Annotated in this window: 16 protein-coding genes; 8 read left to right on the forward strand and 8 right to left on the reverse strand. The window is 65.1% G+C overall.

The features are described from left to right. The first annotated feature begins 9 nt into the window (after positions 1–9). Positions 10–2,487 (forward strand): phenylalanine--tRNA ligase subunit beta, encoded by a 2,478-nt coding sequence (pheT, locus tag AC1TPF_RS25595; protein WP_482145691.1) that lies wholly within the window; start codon positions 10–12, stop codon positions 2,485–2,487. 93 nt (positions 2,488–2,580) lie between these two features. On the opposite strand, the gene AC1TPF_RS25600 is transcribed toward pheT, so the two are convergent. From AC1TPF_RS25600 to AC1TPF_RS25625, 6 genes are all read right to left on the reverse strand, one after another. Continuing rightward, positions 2,581–4,026, reverse strand: coding sequence for an MFS transporter (locus tag AC1TPF_RS25600; protein WP_482145692.1), 1,446 nt, complete (start codon positions 4,024–4,026; stop codon positions 2,581–2,583). A gap of 119 nt (positions 4,027–4,145) precedes the next feature. After that, positions 4,146–5,480, reverse strand: coding sequence for an amidohydrolase family protein (locus AC1TPF_RS25605; RefSeq protein WP_482145693.1), 1,335 nt, complete (start codon positions 5,478–5,480; stop codon positions 4,146–4,148). 85 nt (positions 5,481–5,565) lie between these two features. Continuing rightward, positions 5,566–6,594, reverse strand: coding sequence for an ABC transporter substrate-binding protein (locus AC1TPF_RS25610; RefSeq protein ID WP_482145694.1), 1,029 nt, complete (start codon positions 6,592–6,594; stop codon positions 5,566–5,568). 85 nt (positions 6,595–6,679) lie between these two features. After that, complete coding sequence (locus tag AC1TPF_RS25615; RefSeq protein ID WP_482145695.1) at positions 6,680–8,269, reverse strand: ABC transporter permease; 1,590 nt, start codon at positions 8,267–8,269, stop codon at positions 6,680–6,682. Positions 8,270–8,277: 8 nt separating this feature from the next. Beyond that, entirely contained in the window at positions 8,278–9,345 is a 1,068-nt protein-coding gene (add, locus tag AC1TPF_RS25620) for an adenosine deaminase (protein WP_482141913.1), read from the reverse strand. Then, positions 9,342–10,151 carry an ABC transporter ATP-binding protein gene (locus tag AC1TPF_RS25625; RefSeq protein ID WP_482145696.1) on the reverse strand — a complete coding sequence of 270 codons (810 nt, stop codon included), beginning with the start codon at positions 10,149–10,151 and terminating at the stop codon, positions 9,342–9,344. Before AC1TPF_RS25625 ends, add begins: the two co-directional genes overlap by 4 nt. 262 nt (positions 10,152–10,413) lie before the next feature. Here AC1TPF_RS25625 and AC1TPF_RS25630 point away from each other — a divergent pair, with 262 nt between their 5' ends. Further along, the gene (locus tag AC1TPF_RS25630) at positions 10,414–11,958 is read left to right on the forward strand and encodes a helix-turn-helix domain-containing protein (RefSeq protein ID WP_482145697.1); all 1,545 of its coding nucleotides are present in this window, start codon (positions 10,414–10,416) and stop codon (positions 11,956–11,958) included. Positions 11,959–11,968: 10 nt separating this feature from the next. On the opposite strand, the gene AC1TPF_RS25635 is transcribed toward AC1TPF_RS25630, so the two are convergent. Both AC1TPF_RS25635 and AC1TPF_RS25640 read right to left on the reverse strand, forming a co-directional pair. Then, positions 11,969–12,724, reverse strand: a complete 756-nt coding sequence (locus tag AC1TPF_RS25635; protein ID WP_482145698.1) for an ABC transporter permease — start codon at positions 12,722–12,724, stop codon at positions 11,969–11,971. Further along, positions 12,724–13,440: an ABC transporter ATP-binding protein gene (locus tag AC1TPF_RS25640; RefSeq protein WP_482145699.1), complete on the reverse strand. Its 717-nt coding sequence runs from the start codon at positions 13,438–13,440 to the stop codon at positions 12,724–12,726. The genes AC1TPF_RS25635 and AC1TPF_RS25640 overlap by 1 nt, the downstream gene beginning before the upstream one ends. 92 nt (positions 13,441–13,532) lie before the next feature. Here AC1TPF_RS25640 and argC point away from each other — a divergent pair, with 92 nt between their 5' ends. The 6 genes from argC to AC1TPF_RS25670 all read left to right on the forward strand — a co-directional run bounded on the left by argC (position 13,533) and on the right by AC1TPF_RS25670 (position 19,440). Then, positions 13,533–14,570, forward strand: coding sequence for an N-acetyl-gamma-glutamyl-phosphate reductase (argC, locus tag AC1TPF_RS25645; RefSeq protein ID WP_482145700.1), 1,038 nt, complete (start codon positions 13,533–13,535; stop codon positions 14,568–14,570). A gap of 101 nt (positions 14,571–14,671) precedes the next feature. Continuing rightward, complete coding sequence (argJ, locus tag AC1TPF_RS25650; protein ID WP_482141950.1) at positions 14,672–15,859, forward strand: bifunctional glutamate N-acetyltransferase/amino-acid acetyltransferase ArgJ; 1,188 nt, start codon at positions 14,672–14,674, stop codon at positions 15,857–15,859. Continuing rightward, the gene (gene argB, locus AC1TPF_RS25655; RefSeq protein WP_482145701.1) at positions 15,856–16,839 is read left to right on the forward strand and encodes an acetylglutamate kinase; all 984 of its coding nucleotides are present in this window, start codon (positions 15,856–15,858) and stop codon (positions 16,837–16,839) included. Before argJ ends, argB begins: the two co-directional genes overlap by 4 nt. Continuing rightward, the gene (locus AC1TPF_RS25660; protein ID WP_482145702.1) at positions 16,836–18,053 is read left to right on the forward strand and encodes an acetylornithine transaminase; all 1,218 of its coding nucleotides are present in this window, start codon (positions 16,836–16,838) and stop codon (positions 18,051–18,053) included. The genes argB and AC1TPF_RS25660 overlap by 4 nt, the downstream gene beginning before the upstream one ends. Next, positions 18,050–18,973, forward strand: coding sequence for an ornithine carbamoyltransferase (argF, locus tag AC1TPF_RS25665; protein ID WP_482141921.1), 924 nt, complete (start codon positions 18,050–18,052; stop codon positions 18,971–18,973). The genes AC1TPF_RS25660 and argF overlap by 4 nt, the downstream gene beginning before the upstream one ends. Next, positions 18,952–19,440, forward strand: coding sequence for an arginine repressor (locus tag AC1TPF_RS25670; RefSeq protein WP_482141922.1), 489 nt, complete (start codon positions 18,952–18,954; stop codon positions 19,438–19,440). The genes argF and AC1TPF_RS25670 overlap by 22 nt, the downstream gene beginning before the upstream one ends. The last annotated feature ends 84 nt before the right edge of the window (positions 19,441–19,524 follow it).

The following is a 19,524-nucleotide window of genomic DNA, read 5'->3' on the forward strand; positions in this document are numbered from 1 at the left end:
GAGTTTCCAGTGCAATTAGCGCAGTCGTGGCTGACAGAGATCCTGCAACAGGGCACTCCCGGATGGGCCAAGCCGTCCGCAGAGATCGATGAGGCCTTTGTTCGTGTCGGATTCGAGATCGAAGACATCACCGGATTGCCGGAGATCACCGGTCCGCTGGTGGTCGGCCGGGTCACCAATATCGAAGAACTCACCGAATTCAAGAAGCCCATCCGCTTCTGCCAGGTCGATGTGGGTGAAGAGAAAGACCGCGACATCGTCTGCGGTGCAAGGAACTTCGCCGAAGGCGACCTGATCGTTGCGGCGCTGCCCGGCTGTGTCCTGCCCGGGGGCTTCGCGATCGCTACCCGCACGACGTACGGCAGGGTGTCGGACGGCATGATCTGCTCGGTCACCGAATTGGGTGTCGGCAACGATCACAACGGCATCCTGGTGCTGCCGCCGGAGACCGCGGCGCCCGGTGCCGACGCACGTGAGGTGCTCGGTCTCGACGACACGATCATCGACGTCAACGTCACCCCGGACCGCGGCTACGCGTTCTCGGCGCGCGGTCTCTCACGCGAACTCGCCTGCAGCTTCGACCTGCCGTTCGCCGATCCGGCAACGGCACCGGTGCTGCCGACCACAGTCGGCGAGTCGGGCCCGACCGTGCACCTCGATCCGGAGTCCGGTGCCACCCGGTATTGCGCACTGGTGGTGCGCGGTATCGATCCATCGGCCCCGAGCCCGTGGTGGATGGTCAAGCGGCTCATGCTGTCCGGAGTGCGGCCGATTTCGGCGGCAGTGGACATCACCAACTACGTGATGCTCGAACTCGGCCAGCCGCTGCACGCTTTCGATGCCGCCAAGCTCTCCGGTGACATCCGGGTGCGCCGTGCGATCGCGGGGGAGAAACTGACCACGCTGGATGATGTGGTGCGGGACCTCGATCCGGAAGACGTTGTCATCACCGACAATACCGGCCCGATCGCGCTTGCCGGTGTCATGGGCGGTGGCGCCACCGAGATCAACGCGCAGAGCACCGATGTGTTGCTGGAATCGGCGACGTTCAACCCGGTCTCGGTGTTCCGGACCGCCAAGCGGCATCGACTCACCAGTGAGGCCAGCAAGCGTTTCGAGCGGGTTGTCGACCCGAAGGTTACCGACATCGCACTACTGCGCGCCGCGGCGCTGCTCGCCGAGATCTGTGGTGGCACAGTCGATTCCGCCTACACCGACGCCGGGTTCGTGGCCCCTGCGGCGACCGTGTTGATGTCGGAGCAGGCTCCATCGGACACTGCTGGCATCGACTATCCGGTCGGCACCGCGCAGCGACGCCTTGTCCAGGTGGGTTGCTCTGTGGAAGCTGCGGGCGACGTGCTCACCGTCACCCCGCCGAGCTGGCGACCGGACCTGCGACTGAGCGCCGACCTCGTCGAAGAGGTGTTGCGTCTCGAGGGCTACGAGAACATTCCGGTTGTGCTCCCCAAAGCCCCCGGCGGACGAGGTTTGACCCAGCGGCAGCTCCGCCGCCGCAGTGTCGGGCGCAGCCTGGCGTTGTCGGGCTACGTGGAGGTCTTGCCGTATCCGTTCATGCCTGCCGGTGTGTTCGACCTCTGGAATCTGCCCGCCGATGATCCGCGTCGGGCCACGGTCACCGTGCTCAATCCGCTCGAGGCCGACCGCCCCGAACTGAACACCACGTTGCTGCCCGGACTGCTCGAGATGGTCGGTCGCAATATTGCGCGGGGACAACGTGATCTGTCGATGTACACGATCGGTCAGGTGGTCCTGGGCGGACAGAACGTCCGCCCGATCGAGGCGCTGCCGGTGGACAGGCGGCCCACTGCCGAGCAGATCGCCGAGCTGATCGAATCACTTCCGGCGCAGCCGCTGCACGTTGCCGCTGTGCTGACCGGGCTGCGTGAGCCGGCCGGGCCGTGGGGCAAGGGACGCGTTGCCGACACCACCGACATATTCGATGCGGTGGCGATCATCGGGCAGGCCGCCGGTGTCGAGCTGAAGCTGCGGTCGGCCGCGCAGGTCCCTTGGCATCCCGGTCGTTGCGGCGAGATCCTCGCCGATGGCGCCGTGGTCGGTTGGGCCGGTGAACTGCATCCGGCGTTGCTGGAGAAGCTGCACCTTCCCCCGCGGTCGCTGGCTCTGGAGATCGACCTCGACGCCATCCCGGTGAACAATAACCTTGTCTCGCCGCGGATTTCGCCATACCCGCCGGTCCTGCAGGATCTCGCTGTGGTCGTCGACGCCGATGTGGCCGCCGAAGACGTCCGTGTTGCGTTGCAGGCCGGAGCGGGAGAGTTGCTCGAGAGCATCGCGCTGTTCGATGTCTTCACCGGCGAGCAGGTGGGTGAGGGCAAGAAGTCCCTCACGTTCTCGCTGCGTTTCCGCGCGGACGATCGCACTCTGACCGAGGACGAGGCCACCGCAGGTCGCGACGCCGCGCTGGCTCACGCCACGTTGACTGTCGGCGCCATGATGCGGGGCTGACAACGCTTTACCGATCGACGTCGTCGACGTCGCCCCGATGAGGGCGACGTCGACGGTCGGCGATCAGTGGAGGGGATGATCGCCGGGCCGGGTTCAGACCGGATCTGGTTGTGCCGACCGGTCTTTCGCCACGTCTGCTGGTGCTGAGGTACGTTCGCTCCGTAGGGTCCACGCTGCGATGACCGCACCCGACGCCGCGATCGCGGCCGATACCCAGAGAGCTTTGTCGAGCCCGGACACGAAGTCGTGGGGATCGGCGGAAAACACCGACTCCGCGGGTAGCAGTGCGCCGAGCGCGGCCACACCGACTGCGATACCGGTCTGCCGAAACGCGTCGTTGATGCCTGCCGCGAGGCCGGAATGCTCTGCGGCACTTGAATCGAGTACCAGTCTGCTCATCACCGGGTTGAAGATGCCCGCACCGATCATCGCCACGATCATGCCCGGCAGGATCGCCAGGCCTGAGCTGTCGACGTCAACGACGGTGGCCATCGCCAAGCCGATACCGACCAGCATCAGCGACCCGGACAACATGAGCCAGTCGGGTACCCGCTCGCCGATCTGCGCGGTCGCACCGGCGACGATGAACATGGCCACAGTCGCGGGCAGATAGACCAGCCCCGCCTCGATCGGGGAGAGGCCGAGCACGCTCTGCAGGTAGATCGTCGTGTAGAGGAACACGGAGAACAACGACACCGAGATCGCGAACGCCGCGATCTGGGCGCCGGTGAACGCCCGGTTGCGGAACATCCCCAGCGGCAACATCGGTTGGGTGACCCGCATCTCGACCGCCACAAACGCGGTTCCGGCGACTGCGGCGACCACAAAGGACAATGCCGTGATGGTCTCGGTCCAGCCGTGTTCGTTGCCCCGGAGCAGCCCGAGGACCAGTGCGGCCAGCGCGATCGAGGCGAGGACCTGCCCGCCGATGTCGAGGCGTCGATAGTTGGGATCGCGTGACTCCGGAACCCATTTGAGGGTGGCGACGAGCGTGATGATCCCGATGGGGAGATTCACGAAGAAGATGGCGCGCCAGTCGAGCCATTCTGTGAGGATGCCACCGACCAGTGGTCCGAGCGCAAACGCGCCACCGATGGTCGCGCCGTATGCGGCCAAGGCGCCGGCACGTTCCTTGCCCGGCGCGAACACGTCGGCGAGCAGGGCCAGTGAGCAGGCGAAAAGCATTGCGCCGCCGAGGCCCTGGATTGCCCGCGCGATGTCGAGGGTGAGGATCGTCGGAGCGGCCGCGCACGCCACCGAGGCGAGTGTGAACATCACCAGGCCGATCACGAACACGTGGCGTCGACCACGGCGATCACCCCACGACCCGGCGCTGAGCACAACGGTGGCCAGCGCCAGCGTGTAGGCGTCCACCACCCACTGCAGGGCGCCGAGGCCGGCGTCGAGATCGACGGCGATGGAGGGCAGCGCAGTGTTCACCACCGCGATGTCCAACATGAGCATCGCGGTGGTCACGCAGACGACGGCCAGCGTCGCGCGTTTCACCACGTGCGTGTGAGTGCTTCTGTCAGATGTCATGACAGCGACGATGCGGTTGCGTCCTTGGAGACCACGGGGTCGTTTTCTTGGAAGCGTCGGTTATTGGGATTACACCACCGACGAGAGCACGGATCTGGAGTTCAGTATGGCGTCGGGTCTCAGCCGGTCGGTTGTGATCGATCACGTAGGCGCAGTGCGCTTTCTCGGAACTTCGCGACCACCTGTGCTTCATCGACCCCGACGACCTCACCGTTGTCGACGACGAACTTGCCCCCGACGATCGTGTGGGTGACGTCGTCGGCGCGCGTGCTGTAGACCAGCGCGGCCTCGACGTCGTAGACGGGTGCCACGTGCGGTCGGTCGAGATCGACAACAACCAGATCGGCAGGCGCCCCGATCCGGATTGCCCCCAATTCGGGTCGGTGCATCGCGATGGCCGACTGGCCGGTGGCCATGTCGAGCACCTCGCGGGTGGTCAGGAACGTGGGATCGGCGGTGCTCTGTTTGTGGGTGACGGCGGCGAACTTCATTTCTTGGAACATGTCCAGGGTGTTGTGGCTCGCCGGACCGTCGGTGCCGAGACCGACTGTGATCCCGGCCGACCACAGCCCTTTCAGATTCATGGTTCCGGACACCAGTTTTGCGTTGCAGCAAGGACAGTGGGCCACTTTGATGCCGTGTTCGGCGAACAGTGCGATGTCGCCTGCGGTCAGTTGTGTACAGTGCGCGGCGGTGATGTCGGGTCCGAGGAACCCGAGGTCGTCGAGCCATTCGACTGTGGTGCGCCCGTACGTCGAGGCCATGTAGGCACTCTCGTTGAGTCCTTCGGCGATGTGGGTGTGGATCGGCAGCGACCGCTCGTCGGCGAGGTCCCGAACCGCTTGCCAGAGTGGACCACTGCAGGAATACGGCGCATGGGGGGAGAGCGCCAGCCGGACACGATCGTCGATGAGACCCTCCACCGGTGCGGTCGCGGCGTCGAAGTCCTCAACCGCAGCCCACGACCAGGGACCGACATCGCGGTAGACGCCGCCGTCGGCGAACCCGTATCCGAGCGTGGCCCGCAGGCCCACCTCGCGCAATGCCCGTGCCTGCGGCGTCACCGCGTAGGCGTCGAAATGTTCGTTGAAACAGGTGATTCCGGCCTTGGCCATCTCGACCAGACCACACATCGACGCCCAGTAGAGGGTCTCGTGGTCAAAGTTCTGCTTCAGGCGCCACATGGTGTCGAGCCAGGCGAACAGTTCGGTGTCCTCGAGCAGGCCACGCAACAACATATTTGACGCGATGTGGGTGTGCGCGTTGACCATCCCGGGCAGCACTACCGAGTGTGTCCCGTCGATCACCCGCGCCGCCTGCACGGGTGTTGATGCCGGCACCAGACCCTGGATGAGCCCGTCGGCCACCAGAACCGTGTGGTTGGGCAGTGGATCCAGACCGTCCGGCATGATGACGGTTGTTCCGGTGATGGCGATGTCGGCCTGCTGGATCATGCCGGGCTCCTCATGTTCTCGTGTGCTGGTGCGTGCTGGATGCGCTCGAAGCCGGTGGTCACTCGGTCGGGGCGGCGGTCGCAACTCACAGCCGGGCAACGATGCTGGTGTCGAACAGCTGATCGGCGGAGATGTCGATGCCTGCGGACTTGAGTGTGGCGATGTTGCTGGCGATCTGGGCGTCGGTCATCGTCAGGAGGTCGGACGCGGGAACCTCCGGGGTGACCATCAGCGCTTCGATGCTCTCCGAAGCGAGGGTCTGCTGGGCGAGGTCCAGACCGGTATTCTTGCCGTACACCTCGACCGCGAGCCGGGCGCCGAGCGCTGGGTCCTTGAGGTTTTCCTGCCAGCCCTGCCTCTCACCGCCGAGGAAGGACAGGAGCATGTCGGGCCGGTTCTCGATGGTCTCCGTCGTGGCGAACCAGACGCTCGAAAAGACGTTGTAACCGAAGTCCGAGAACAACATCGTGTTCACGTCCAGACCCTGTGCGCGCAGCGTGGCCGGTTGGTCGATGAGGAACCCGACCTGTGCGTCGACCTCACCGTTCGCCACCGGCGCCGGATCGAACTGCACGGGCACGATGTTGAGGTCGTCGGCGTCGATGTTGTTGATGGCGCACAGGACTCGGAATGGCGCCTCGTTCTGCGCCGCGACACCGATCTTCTTTCCGATCATCTGCTTCGGGTCGGTCAGAGCCTTGTCCTGGAGGGAGTACACACAGAATGGGCTGCGCTGGAAGCGGGTTCCGATGATCTTGACGTCCGCGCCGTTGCTGATCATCTCGGCCACCGCGTCCGCATTTCCGTTGCCGAGTGCCGCTTTACCCGAGACCACCACCGTGTCGACGGCAGTGTTGGGTCCGCCCGCGAGAACATTGACGTTGATGCCTCGCGACGTGTAGTAGCCGTTGGTGGCCGCGACATAGGTGCCGGCCTGTTCGACCGTTGGTACCCACTGGGTTTGAGCCGAGACGCTGCCGTCGTCCGACGATGTGGAATCCGAACCGCAGGCACTGAGGATCGGGACGCCGACGAGGGCGATGGCGCCGATACCGAAGCCCCCGCGGAAGAGTGACCGGCGGCTGATCTGTGTGGACAAGGGTGAAATCGGCATGGGGAACTCCTGGTTGCGAAATGGGTGACCGCATATTGCACGGGAAAGCGGGGTTGGGGTACAGGCGGCTACGTGCCGGGAGCGGTCAGCTTCGAACGCGATTGATGGCGCTTTCGGCGAGTGCTGCGATGCCATAGAGTGCTGCAGCGGACAGGGTGACGAGGGCGACCAGCGACCACATCAGTGAATAGTTGCCCGTGACACCGGCTCTGAGCATCATGAAGCCGGCACCGTCCCCGGTGGCAAGCCATTCGCACAGGAGCGCACCGGTCATGGCCAGTGGTGCGGTGACCCGTGCCGCGGCAAAGAATGACGGTAGGGCGGCGGGTAGCTGGACTATCCACAGGACCTTTACCGGGCCGCCACCGGAGACCGTCACCACCTCACGGGCGCTGGGCGGGACGGACCGGATACCGCCGACGATCGTCACCAGTGCGGGAAAGAAGGTCACGACTCCGGACACGACGATCAAGGTGATGAACCCACGGCCGAAGATCAGTGCGATCAGCGGGGTCATGGCGACGAGCGGGACGGTGCGGATCGACATGGCGATCGGCATGATGATCGACTCGGCGATGCGGGACAAGACGACCACAACGGCTCCGATCAGGGCCAGACCCAGGCCGCTGGCGAAACCGACAACCGTGTGGACGATGGTCAGACGCAACGCCGCCCACATGTCGGACAGGTCTCGTCCGGAGGTCAGGTAGTTCCAGACATCGACCGGCGTCTTCCCGAAATATGGGTCGACCGAACGGGCGATCAAATACCAGCCACCCAAGACCAGCAGCAAGGTCACCGCGAACTGCGATACGACACCCACCACGTTTCGGGCTTTGGTCACCTGCGGTGCGGAGGCCACCGAGATGTCGGACACGGTCTCCTGATCGCGCCAGGTGTAGACGAACTTCTCTGCGAGCACGGTGAGGCCGTAGGCGCCTGCAGCCAGCAGGGCGGCGTACAGGGCGAGGGCCCAGGTGCGGTCGACGTTGAGTGACTGCTGCGAATAGACCATGGCGACGCCGAGACCCTTGTCCGCACCGAGGTATTCGCCGATCATCGCACCCAGAACGGCCAGCGGTGCGGCAACGCGGAGCGCGGCGAACAGGGCGGGCACTGCCGATCGGATCTGAACCATCCGCAAGACTTTTCCGCGCCCGCCGCCCGCGGCCCGGATGACGTCGACCCGGGTGGCCGAGGCGCTGTGCAGTCCGAGGACGGCCCCGACCAGCGTGGTGAAGAAGACACCTTGGGCAGAGATGAGGACGACGGACATGTACCGGCTGGTCACCGCAACCAGGATCGGTGAAATTGCCACGATGGGAAGGCAATACGCGACCACGCCGACCCTCATCACCACGGCTTGGGTCCATGGCAGGAGTAAAGACAGTCCGGCCAGCGTCACTGCCACGGCGTTGCCGAGCAGCCATCCCCAGCCCGCCTCTCCGGCGGTGGTGAGCAGGTTCGGCCAGACAAAGCCGAAGTCGTCGATCGCGGTGACCAGGATGTCGAGGGGTGCGGCGATGGCGTAGACATCGCTGAAGGCAGTCTTTGCGAGCAGCTGCCACACGAGAACCAGGCCGACGACGCTGCCGAGGGCGAGCATGTTCACTTTTGCCACGACGGCGGTCAGATTCAGGCGCGGCGGGGACGGCGCGGTCAGTGTTGTTGACATCGGGGGCCTCAGCCTTCGAAAGCGTCGAGGTCGGCGAGCATGCGGGACTTGATCTCATCGGATGCGAAGCAGGCCTGAATCGACGTCGCGGCAATGGATTTCACCGTGTCGAGATCCCACCCGAATGTGCGGGCGCAGTCGACGTAGTCGTCCTCGATGCGAACGCTCATCGGCGCCGGGTCGTCGGTGTTGATCGAGACCTTGACCCCGGCCAGTCGCAGTGGCTCGATGGGATGCACGTCCAGTGACGGGTAGATCTTCAATCCTTCGACGTTGGAGCGAGGGCACATCCCCAGCGGGATCTCACGTTCGGCGAGGACCTCGACCAGCCGCGGATCCTCGATGGAGCGGACGCCGTGGTCGATCCGCTCGGCATGGAGCAGATCCAGTGCACCCCAGACGCTTTCCGGGCCGCTGGATTCACCGGTGTGCACCGTGCGCCGGAATCCGGCATCGCGGGCGAGGGTGAAGGCGGGCGCGAATTTCGCATTGGTGTCGCCGGCATGGGTTTCGTCGCCGTCGATCGAGAGTGCGACAACTCGTGGAACGCGCGCGCTGATCATCTCTTCGACCACCTCGAGCGCGGACTCGCCGGATTGCTGACGCAACAGGGACACACAGAGGTTGGCCTCGCACAGGCCGTCTCGGGCGGCTTCGTCGAAACCCTCGGCGATGGCCCTGGTGAAGTCTGTGAGGCGTCCTTGCCAACTGCCCCAATGTGTCGGGTTGACGATGATGTCGGCGTATTGGACACCCGAAGCGCTTTCACGTGCGCACGCGCGGTACGCGGCGCTCGCGAGGTGGTCATGGGTGCGGACGAGTGATCCTTCCCAGTCCAGGAACTGGAGAAAGGTCCCCACACCCATGCCCTTGACGGCTGCGCCCTGTGGATCGCGTTCGACGTGATGGGTCGAGGTGTCGAAAAGTGTTGCGGCCGGGCCGGGCAGCTCGACGCCGAGTGTGTGTGCGCTCTGGACGAGGTCGGCGATGTCGAAGCAGCCCTCGAGGTGCACGTGGACTTCGGCTTTGGGCAGGCGACGCATCAGGTCGGCAGTGAGGGCCACTGCTGTGGTCATCGGACAACCGACTCGGTCGGTGGGGCGAACAGTAGATCGGAGGCCTGCTCGACGTAGCGCCTGAACTCCGGACTCCGCATGATCTCCGGCGTCCGGGGGCGTGGCAGATCGACGTCGATCACCTGCTGAATCCGGCCCGGGCGTGCCGACATCACGGCTACCCGATCAGAGAGGTAGATCGCCTCGGAGATGCCGTGGGTGACCATCAGTGTGGTGGACGGCCGTTCGGTCCAGATGCGCATGAGCTCGGTGTTGAGACGTTGTCGGGTCATGTCGTCGAGCGCACCGAACGGTTCGTCGAGCAACAGAACCATGGGCTTGAGGATGAGCGCGCGAGCGATCGACACCCGCTGGCGCATACCGCCGGAGAGCTGGCCGGGTTTGGCGCCTTCGAATCCATCCAGTCCTACCAGCTTGATCAGATCGGTGACATCGCTGTGGGACACGGGCTTTCCCGCGGCTTCGAGTGGGACCCGGATGTTGGCTTCGACGCTGCGCCAGGGCAGTAGTGCCGAATCCTGGAACGCCACGCCCAGAATATGTTCGCTACGAAGCTCATTCGGTGTCCGGCCGTCGACGAGGATCGATCCGGTGGTGGGCTCTTCGAGATCGGCGAGCAGGCGCAGGATGGTCGACTTGCCACAGCCAGAGGGTCCGAGCAGGGAGACGAAACTGCCGCGGTCTGTCTGCAGGCTCACGTTGTCGAGCGCGGTCACCTGCTGCCGCTTCATCGTGAACCGCTTCGACACTCCTGCGAGGTCGATACCGGTTGCGCGAAAACCCGATTCCGGGCTCCGAGCGTTCATGAATTCTCCTCTGGTGAATCTGATGGGGACTTGGGTGGAACGACTTCCGGCTCGTGGGGCTGTGTCACTTGTGGGGGCTGTGTCAACAGTCAAGTCCACTGGCGAGCACCTCGACATGGATGATCCGCCGAAGAAGGCAGGCCAAAACCGGCTTCGAGTCGTAGGAACCTCCAAGCTGATTTAAAGTGGTTTCCTAGGCGTAACAACTGGTTCGCTTCGGCTGAGGTGCTGATCACATGTCGGCGACGAAAGGGGTTGCGCGGTGCTCTTGTCGGATATGGCAACGATTCCCGGTCTCGACTTCATCGAGGTCGTGCCCGGTGATGGCGATCCTCAGGTGCACGGGGTCTACACCACCGACCTCGGCGATCCATTGGCGTTCCTCTACGGCGGGGAGCTCGTGCTGACCAGTGGTTTGTGGTACCGGGAGCCGGTTGATGCGGATACCTTTGTCGGGGCGTTGACCGGTGGTCATGCAGCCGCACTGGTGGTGGGTCTGGCGGCAATCGGTGAGGTTCCGCCTGCGCTGATCCGGGCGTGCCGGGAGACCGGGCTGGCACTGTTCGCGGTGGAGGGTGCGGTGTCGTTCCGCTTCCTGACCGAAACCGTGATGCGTGCGCTGGCAGGCGCAGCGGGAAAGCTGACGCTCCACCGAGACCTGGTCGCCGACCTCGCCGCCGGTGAAGGGGCAAGCGGTCTGGTCGGTTCGCTTCGCCGGGCTCTGGGGGTCGATTGTGCCGTGGTGACCGCGACGGGACGGATGGTCGCAGGCGGGCTCACCGGAACGGGGTCCGAAGGCCTGGCCGTCGCGTTCCGAAAGGCGTTGAGCGAATGGGCATTCCCCTCGGCGCAGCGGATCGACGAGGGCGACGTCTCGTTCTTCGCGGTGCAGTCGCCGGTGGCCAGGCGTCCGGCGGTCGCATATGTGGCCATTGCGAGTGATCACCGCACGCAGGCTCCGTGGATGTCGACCGCGGTCGAGGAGGTCTGCGCATTGCTGGCCATGGACCGGTCGACCAGGTATGAGTCGCGGCGGCTCGAGGAACGCATGGTTCGGGAGGCGCTCGCCCGCCTGCACCGGCACGATTCCGCGGGCGCCGCCGGCCAATTCCGGAGCCTGGGCTTCGAGGACGACGTGCCGGTGAGCTGCATCGTGGTGAGTTCTCGCGACACCCGCTACGGGACGGAACTCGCCGGTGTCATCCTCGAGGAACTGCACGACGAGATGCCGCTGTCCACCGCTCCGGTGAAACTGTCGTCAGAGGCATACCTGGTGTTTGTCGGCGTTGTCCCTGAGTTGACGGCGGATGCAGCCAATATCCTTTCCGCGCAGGTTCGTTCGATTGCGCAGCGGCTGAGCCCGCTCCTGGATCGTGGTTATGTGGCGATCGGTACGGGTACCCCGGGCCAACTGCCCGAAGGTGCGCGCGTATCGATGAGCGAGGCCGAATACACGCACCGATACGCGACCCAGGGTGGCGGGCCGATCAGGTTTGCCGACAACAATTCGTTGTCGTCGCATCTGCTGCTGGTGGCTTCGGTCCCGGACGAGATCAAGCGGGTCTTTCGACAGCGTCTGATCGGGGTGGTCGCCGATCACGACGAACGCCACCGGACCGACCTGCTGCCCACGCTCGGAGTGTTTCTCGAGGAATCGGGCTCGTGGAGCCGCAGCGCCGAACGGCTGCATATCCATGTCAACACCCTGCGCTATCGATTGCAGCGAGTCGAGAAGCTGACCGATCGAAGTCTCGCGACACTGCACGACAGGGTTGATTTCGTTCTCGCGCTCAGTATTTCGGAGTGAGCGGTGCGCGTCAGGGCGTGGTGCGTCGCAGGGTGGCCGCACCCAGACATAGCGCGACGACCGAAAAGGCCAGCACGACAACCAGGTCACGCCACATCTGGCCGGTAGGGTCGGGGTGTGCGGCGACCTGTTGCAGTGCGTCGACGGCGTAGGTGACCGGGAGTATCCCGCTGACCCAGTCCAGCCAGTCGGCCATCTGATCGCGTGGCACGAACAGTCCGCACAGCAGGAGCTGGGGTATCACCACGACCGGGATGAACTGCACCGCCTGGAACTCGGTGCGGGCGAATGCGGAGAAGAACAGTCCCAATGCCACACCGAGTATTGCAACCAGGATTGCGATCACCACCACCCAGACGGCCTGGCCTGCGATGTCGAGGTCGAGGATCCAGAAGGCCACCGCACTCGCGAGAATTGCCTGCGCCGCGGCGGCGACCGAGAACGCGGCGCCGTATCCGGCGAGGAGGTCGAGTTTGCCCAGCGGTGTGGTGAGTAGGCGTTCGAGGGTGCCGGACGTTCGCTCCCGGACCATGGCGATCGACGTCGTGACGAACATCAGCACGAACGGCAGGATGCCGAGCATGATGATGCCGATCTCGTCGAAACGTGAGGTCCCCGGGATGCGGCCGGGCTGATCCTCGAACATGAAGTACAGCAACACCATCAGGATGCACGGCACCACGAGGATCAGTGCGACGGTGCGGCGGTCGTCGAGTAGCTGCCGGAGTATGCGTCGCGTGGTGGCCGCGAACCGACGCCAGCGCATCAGCCGGCTTCCTTGGTGATCAGCTGCAGGAATGCCGTTTCGAGATTGGTCTGCCCGGTGCGTTCTCGGAGCTGGGCAGGCGTCAGTTCGGCGAGTATTTCTCCTTCGCGCATCAGGATCAGGTTGTCGCAGCGGTCGGCCTCGTCCATCACATGACTCGAAACCAGCAAGGTTGCACCGGCGTCGGCCAGTGCATGAAATCGATCCCACAGGTCTTTGCGTAACACCGGATCGAGGCCGACGGTGGGTTCGTCGAGGATGAGCAGCGTCGGAGAACCGACAAGTGCACAGGCAATCGAGACGCGACTGAGTTGGCCACCGGACAGGTCCAGCGTCTTGCGCGCGCGGAACTCGGTCAGACCCACCGCGTCGAGTGCGCTGCTCACCCCGGCCCGGTTGTCGTAGAGATCGGCGAAGTACGTGACGTTCTGCTCGACGGTCAGGTCGGTGTAGACCGAGGGTGCCTGTGTCACGTAGCCGACCAGGTGTCGCAGCGCAGCGGTGCCGGCCGGTTGGTCGAGGACCGTCACCGAGCCCGATTCGATCTGCTGGGTGCCGACGATGGCACGCATCAGGGTGGTCTTGCCGCAGCCCGACGGACCGAGAAGCCCGGTGATGGACCCCGCGGGTACCGTGAGGTCCAAGTCATGCAAGACAGGATTGCCGCCTCGCCTGACGACAAGTGATTGCGCGATGATCGCTCCGGGCCTGGTCACCGTTCAGTCTTACCGCGCTGCGCACCGGCCCGGCGGCAAAGCGCGGGGACCCGCGAATGAATTAACTTGCGGTGGGGTGCATAATGAATCATATGAGTGTGACAGTCGCAGTAGCCGGCGCAAGCGGGTACGCAGGTGGAGAGATTCTTCGTCTGCTGCTCGGTCATCCCAAATATGCATCCGGAGAGTTACAGATCGGTGCCCTGACGGCCGGATCGAATGCCGGATCGTTGCTCGGGGAGCACCATCCTCATCTGCTGCCCTTGGCGGATCGTGAATTGTCGGAGACGACCACCGAGATCCTGTCCGGGCATGACGTCGTCTTCCTTGGCCTGCCGCACGGAACCTCCGGACCCGTTGCCGATGCGTTGCCGCCCGCGACCCTCGTGATCGATTGTGGCGCCGACTTCCGGCTGCAGGACCCGGCGGAGTGGGAGCGGTACTACGGCGGGACCCACGCCGGTAGCTGGCCCTACGGACTGCCGGAACTGCCCGGCAATCGGGATGTTCTCTCGGGTGCCACCCGGATCGCGGTGCCCGGTTGCTATCCGACCGTGAGCACGCTGGCGCTGCTGCCTGCCGTCGCGGCAGGCATCATCGCCCCGCAGGTGACCATCGTTGCCGTCAGTGGCGCTTCGGGTGCCGGGCGATCGCCGAAGGTCGACCTGCTTGCCTCCGAGGTGATCGGCTCGGCTCGGGCGTACGGCGTCGGTGGTGCTCACCGGCACACACCGGAGATCATTCAGAACCTGTCGGCGGTGGCAAACGCGCCGGTCAGCGTCTCGTTCACACCGGTGCTGGCGCCGATGGCACGGGGAATCCTGGCGACCTGCACCGCACCGACGTCGGTCACGACGGCCCAGGCGCGGGCGGTATACGAAAAGGCATACGCCGACGAACCGTTTGTGACCCTGTTGCCCGAGGGGCGGCAGCCTGCCACCGGCTCGGTGATCGGCTCGAACGCGGTGCAACTCAGTGTCACGGTCGATGAGCGTTCTGGCACCTTGATCGCGGTCGGCGCGATCGACAATTTGACCAAGGGCACCGGTGGCGGTGCCGTGCAATCGATGAATCTGGCCCTGGGATGGGGCGAAACCGAAGGACTGAGCACCGTGGGAGTGGCACCGTGAACAAGGGCAGTGGCGATGTGGCCGCAAGCGGGGCAGATGGAACCGGTGGCAAGGTGGTGGATGTGGCCGCGAACTGGCGCGAGGTCGACGGCGGACACCGCATGACCCACCTGCAGGGTGTGACCGCACCCCTGGGGTTCCGGGCCGCGGGCATCAAAGCCGGCATCAAGGCGAGCGGCCGAGAAGACCTGGCGCTCGTGTTCAACGAAGGCCCCGATTATGCGGCGGCCGGAGTGTTCACCTCCAACAAGGTCAAGGCTGCCCCCGTGTTGTGGAGCCAGCAGGTCCTGAGCACCGGACGGCTGCGCGCGGTCGTCCTCAACTCCGGCGGCGCAAATGCCTGCACGGGTCCGGGAGGATTCCAGGACGCCCACGCCACGGCCGAGGCGACCGCAGCGGCGATCAGCGACTGGGGCACCGAGACCGGTGCCATCGAAGTTGCGATCTGTTCAACGGGTTTGATCGGCGATCGCCTTCCGATGGACAAGGTGCTCGCCGGTGTCACCGAGATCGTCCACGAGATGGGCGGCGGCCTGACCGGCGGCACCGATGCCGCATACGCGATCATGACCACCGACACCGTGCCCAAACAAGCGGCCTTCCACCACAGTGATGGCTGGAATGTCGGCGGTATGGCCAAGGGTGCGGGAATGATGGCGCCATCGCTGGCCACAATGCTCTGTGTGATCACCACCGACGCCGCGGTATCGGCCGCGCAGTTGGACGAAGCGCTGCGGGCTGCCACCGCGCTGACGTTCGACCGGCTCGACGTCGATGGTTCATGTTCCACCAATGACACTGTGCTGCTGCTGAGTTCGGGTGCCAGCGAGAAGACGCCGGATCAGTCCGCCCTCAACGAGGCCGTCCGGCTGGTCTGCGATGACCTGGCCACACAGATGCAGGCCGACGCCGAAGGCGTCACCAAGCGGGTTGTGGTGACCGTGACCGGCGCGGCGAGCGAGGCCGATGCGCTGGCCGCCGCTCGCACGATCGCCCGCGACAGCCTGGTCAAGACGGCGCTGTTCGGTTCGGATCCCAACTGGGGCCGGGTGCTGGCCGCGGTCGGCATGGCTCCGGTGGAACTGGATCCCGATCGGATCTCGGTGCGGTTCAACGACTATCCGGTCTGCGAGAACGGCATGGGCGTGGAAGGCGCGCGCGACGCCGACCTGTCGGGCATCGACATCGACCTCACCGTCGACCTCGGAATCGGTTCGGGGACGGCGTTCATCCGGACCACCGACCTCTCCCACGCCTATGTCGAAGAGAACTCGGCCTATTCGTCATGACGGAGACCAGAGACGAAGCGAAGCAGAGTGGATCTGGACCTGCGGTTGCCGGTGAACTGAGTGCGCTGGACAAAGCGCACGTACTCGGTGAGGCGCTGCCCTGGCTCAAACGGTTCGCGGGCAAGGTGGTCGTCATCAAGTACGGCGGTAACGCGATGGTCGACGAAGATCTCAAGGCTGCATTTGCCGAAGATATGGTCTTCCTGCGTACCTGCGGGATTCATCCCGTCGTGGTGCACGGCGGCGGTCCGCAGATCTCGGCGATGCTCGCCCGGCTCGGGATGACCGGCGAGTTCAAAGGTGGCTTCCGGGTGACCACACCCGAGGTGATGGACGTCGCACGGATGGTCCTGTTCGGGCAGGTCGGTCGAGAACTTGTCGGCCTGATCAACGCGCACGGACCGTATGCGGTCGGGATCTCGGGTGAAGACGCCCACCTGTTCACCGCGACCAGGCGTTCCGTGATGGTCGACGGCGAGGCGACGGACATCGGTCTCGTCGGCGACGTGACCACGGTGAACCCGGGCGCAGTCACGGATCTCATTGCGGCCGGACGTATTCCGGTTGTCTCGACGATCGCGCCGGACGCCGACGGCGTGGTTCACAACATCAACGCCGATACCGCGGCGGCAGCGCTGGCCCAGGCGCTCGGAGCCGAGAAGCTCGTCGTGCTCACGGACGTCGAGGGCCTGTACACGAACTGGCCCGATCGCGGATCGCTGGTGTCGGAGATCAACACGACCGCATTGGCCGAATTGCTGCCGACCCTGGATGCCGGGATGGTGCCGAAGATGGAGGCCTGTCTGCGCGCGGTGGCCGGGGGAGTGCCCCGCGCACACGTGATCGACGGCCGCACACCGCATTCGACACTGCTCGAACTCTTCACAACCGAAGGCAACGGAACCATGGTCGTGCCCGACATCGACCATGCCATCCCGGCCGCTTACGGCGAACAGCCACTTATCGAGGAAAAATCATGACCAAGCAAGCCGATGCCAGTCAGCAGGCCGATCCGACCGTCGCACTGCAGGAGCGGTGGACGGCTTCGATGATGAACAACTACGGCACACCGAAGGTGGCGCTGCGCTCGGGTAAGGGTGCGGTTGTGACCGATGTCGACGGTCGCGAGTACCTCGACCTCCTCGGCGGCATCGCGGTGAACATCCTCGGGCACGGCAATCCGGCGATCATTGATGCGGTCACCGAGCAGCTCTCCACGCTCGGACACACATCGAATCTCTATGTCACCGAACCGGTCATCAAGCTGGCCGAGTCCCTCTTGTCCCGGTGGGGTGTGGAGGGCAAGGCGTTCTTCTGCAACTCCGGCGCCGAGGCCAACGAGGCCGCATTCAAGATCGCGCGCCTGACCGGCCGGCCCGAGATCATCGCTGCCGAGAAGGCCTTTCACGGCCGGACCATGGGCGCGCTCGCGATGACCGGTCAGCCCGCCAAGCGGGCGCCGTTCGAGCCGATGCCTGCCGGGGTGCGCCACGTTCCGTATGGCGACCTCGAGGCCATGAAGGCCGCGATCGGCCCGCAAACCGCAGCGGTCATCCTCGAACCCATCATGGGGGAGAGCGGTGTGATCGTGCCGCCGGTGGATTACCTTGCCGCGGTCCGGGCGTTGACCGCCGAGCACGGCGCGCTCCTGATCTTCGATGAGGTCCAGACCGGAATCGCCCGTACCGGAACGTTTTATGCGCATCAGGCGTCCGGGGTCACCCCGGACGTGATGACGTTGGCCAAGGGGCTCGGCGGGGGTCTGCCGATCGGTGCGGTCCTGGCCACCGGCGCTGCTGCCGATCTGCTGCAGCCCGGACAACACGGGACCACATTCGGAGGTAACCCGGTGTGCGCCGCGGCGGCACTGGCCGTGCTCGAACAGGTCGACACCCTCGATCTGACCAATCATGCTGCGCGGCTTGGCAAACACATCACGTCGTCGATCGAAGAACTCGATCACCCGCTGATCGACCACTCGCGTGGGTCGGGCCTGCTGATCGGAATCGTGCTGACCGAGCCCCTCGCTCCGGCCGTCGAGGCGGTGGCGCGCGATCACGGCTACCTCATCAACGCGCCCGGTCCCGACGTGTTGCGGCTGGCTCCGCCGCTGATCCTCACCGAAGAACAGGCCACAGGATTCGTGAACGATCTCCCGGGGATACTCGACGCCGCGAAAGGAGCCGCGTCATGACGCGCCATTTCCTGCGCGACGATGACCTGTCGCCCGCCGAGCAGGCGCGCGTGCTCGAACTCGCCGCCGAGCTGAAGCGGGATCCCTTCTCCCACAAGCCGCTTGCCGGGCCCAAAGGTGTCGGTGTCATCTTCGACAAGAACTCCACCCGCACCCGATTCTCGTTCGAGGTGGGCATCGCGCAACTCGGCGGTCATGCCGTCGTCGTCGATGGCAAGGCCACCCAGCTCGGCCGAGATGAGACCCTCGCCGACACCGGCCGGGTGCTGTCCCGGTACGTCGAGGCCGTGGTCTGGCGCACCTATGGTCAGGACCGGCTCGAGGAGATGGCGTCGGCGGCGACGATCCCGATCGTCAATGCGCTCTCCGACGACTTCCATCCCTGCCAGGTCCTCGCCGACCTGCAGACGATCGCCGAGCAGAAGGGATCCCTTGCTGGGCTGACCCTGACGTACCTCGGTGACGGCGCCAACAACATGGCCCACTCGCTGATGCTCGGTGGCGCGACCGCCGGCATGCACATCCGGATCAGCGCACCCGAGGGATTCACCCCCGACGAGCGGTTTGTCGGCTACGCCACCGAACGCGCCGAACTGACCGGTGGCAGCGTCGCAGTCATCGGTGATCCGCGCGAGGCCGCGGCCGGGGCCGATGTACTGGTCACCGACACCTGGACCTCGATGGGCCAGGAGGACGACGGCAAAGACCGGATGGCGCCGTTCTGGCCGTACCAGATCAACGCCGAACTGGTTGCGCTCGCGGATCCCGGGGCCATCGTCATGCACTGCCTGCCGGCTCACCGCGGAGAAGAGATCACCGACGAGGTCCTCGACGGCCCGCGCAGTGTGGTCTACGACGAGGCCGAAAACCGTTTGCACGCACAGAAAGCGGTGCTCTTGTGGCTTCTGGAACAGCAGTGACCACCCGGGCAGCTCGTCATGCCCGGATCGTGGCCCTGCTGTCCGGTGCCCAGGTGCACAGCCAGACCGAGTTGCAGACCCTGCTGGCAGACGAGGGTATCGAGGCGACCCAGGCGACGTTGTCGCGCGACCTCGACGAGCTCGGTGCGGTGAAGTTACGCGGGGCCGACGGTGGATCGGGGATCTACGTCGTGCCGGAGGACGGATCCCCGGTGCGCGGCGTCATCGGCGGCACCGACCGCCTGTCCCGTCTGCTCGGTGAACTGCTCGTCTCGGTCGACTCGAGCGGCACCATGGCGGTGCTGCGCACCCCGCCGGGTGGGGCGCACTATCTTGCCAGCGCACTCGACCGCGCGACCCTCCCGGAGGTCGTCGGGACCATCGCCGGAGACGACACATTGTTCGTGCTCGCCCGCGAACCTTTGACCGGAGCGGACCTGGCCGAAATGCTGGAGGCGTTGGCATGAGATTCTGACATGCGGCCGCGTACCACCACGCACACGTTTTGAACACCCAAGACTTCATCATCACGAACAAACAAGGAGTGATCC

It is taken from the genome of Williamsia sp. Y853 (genome assembly GCF_056786495.1).

What these genes read in the sequence shown, in the direction of transcription:
- AC1TPF_RS25625 (WP_482145696.1), bottom strand. Translation starts at nt 10,151, where the DNA reads ATGAACGCTCGGAGCCCGGAATCGGGTTTTCGCGCAACCGGTATCGAC.
- argJ (WP_482141950.1), top strand. Translation starts at nt 14,672, where the DNA reads ATGACCCACCTGCAGGGTGTGACCGCACCCCTGGGGTTCCGGGCCGCG.
- argC (WP_482145700.1), top strand. Translation starts at nt 13,533, where the DNA reads ATGAGTGTGACAGTCGCAGTAGCCGGCGCAAGCGGGTACGCAGGTGGA.
- AC1TPF_RS25635 (WP_482145698.1), bottom strand. Translation starts at nt 12,724, where the DNA reads ATGCGCTGGCGTCGGTTCGCGGCCACCACGCGACGCATACTCCGGCAG.
- argB (WP_482145701.1), top strand. Translation starts at nt 15,856, where the DNA reads ATGACGGAGACCAGAGACGAAGCGAAGCAGAGTGGATCTGGACCTGCG.
- AC1TPF_RS25600 (WP_482145692.1), bottom strand. Translation starts at nt 4,026, where the DNA reads ATGACATCTGACAGAAGCACTCACACGCACGTGGTGAAACGCGCGACG.
- AC1TPF_RS25660 (WP_482145702.1), top strand. Translation starts at nt 16,836, where the DNA reads ATGACCAAGCAAGCCGATGCCAGTCAGCAGGCCGATCCGACCGTCGCA.
- add (WP_482141913.1), bottom strand. Translation starts at nt 9,345, where the DNA reads ATGACCACAGCAGTGGCCCTCACTGCCGACCTGATGCGTCGCCTGCCC.
- AC1TPF_RS25605 (WP_482145693.1), bottom strand. Translation starts at nt 5,480, where the DNA reads ATGATCCAGCAGGCCGACATCGCCATCACCGGAACAACCGTCATCATG.
- AC1TPF_RS25610 (WP_482145694.1), bottom strand. Translation starts at nt 6,594, where the DNA reads ATGCCGATTTCACCCTTGTCCACACAGATCAGCCGCCGGTCACTCTTC.
- argF (WP_482141921.1), top strand. Translation starts at nt 18,050, where the DNA reads ATGACGCGCCATTTCCTGCGCGACGATGACCTGTCGCCCGCCGAGCAG.
- AC1TPF_RS25615 (WP_482145695.1), bottom strand. Translation starts at nt 8,269, where the DNA reads ATGTCAACAACACTGACCGCGCCGTCCCCGCCGCGCCTGAATCTGACC.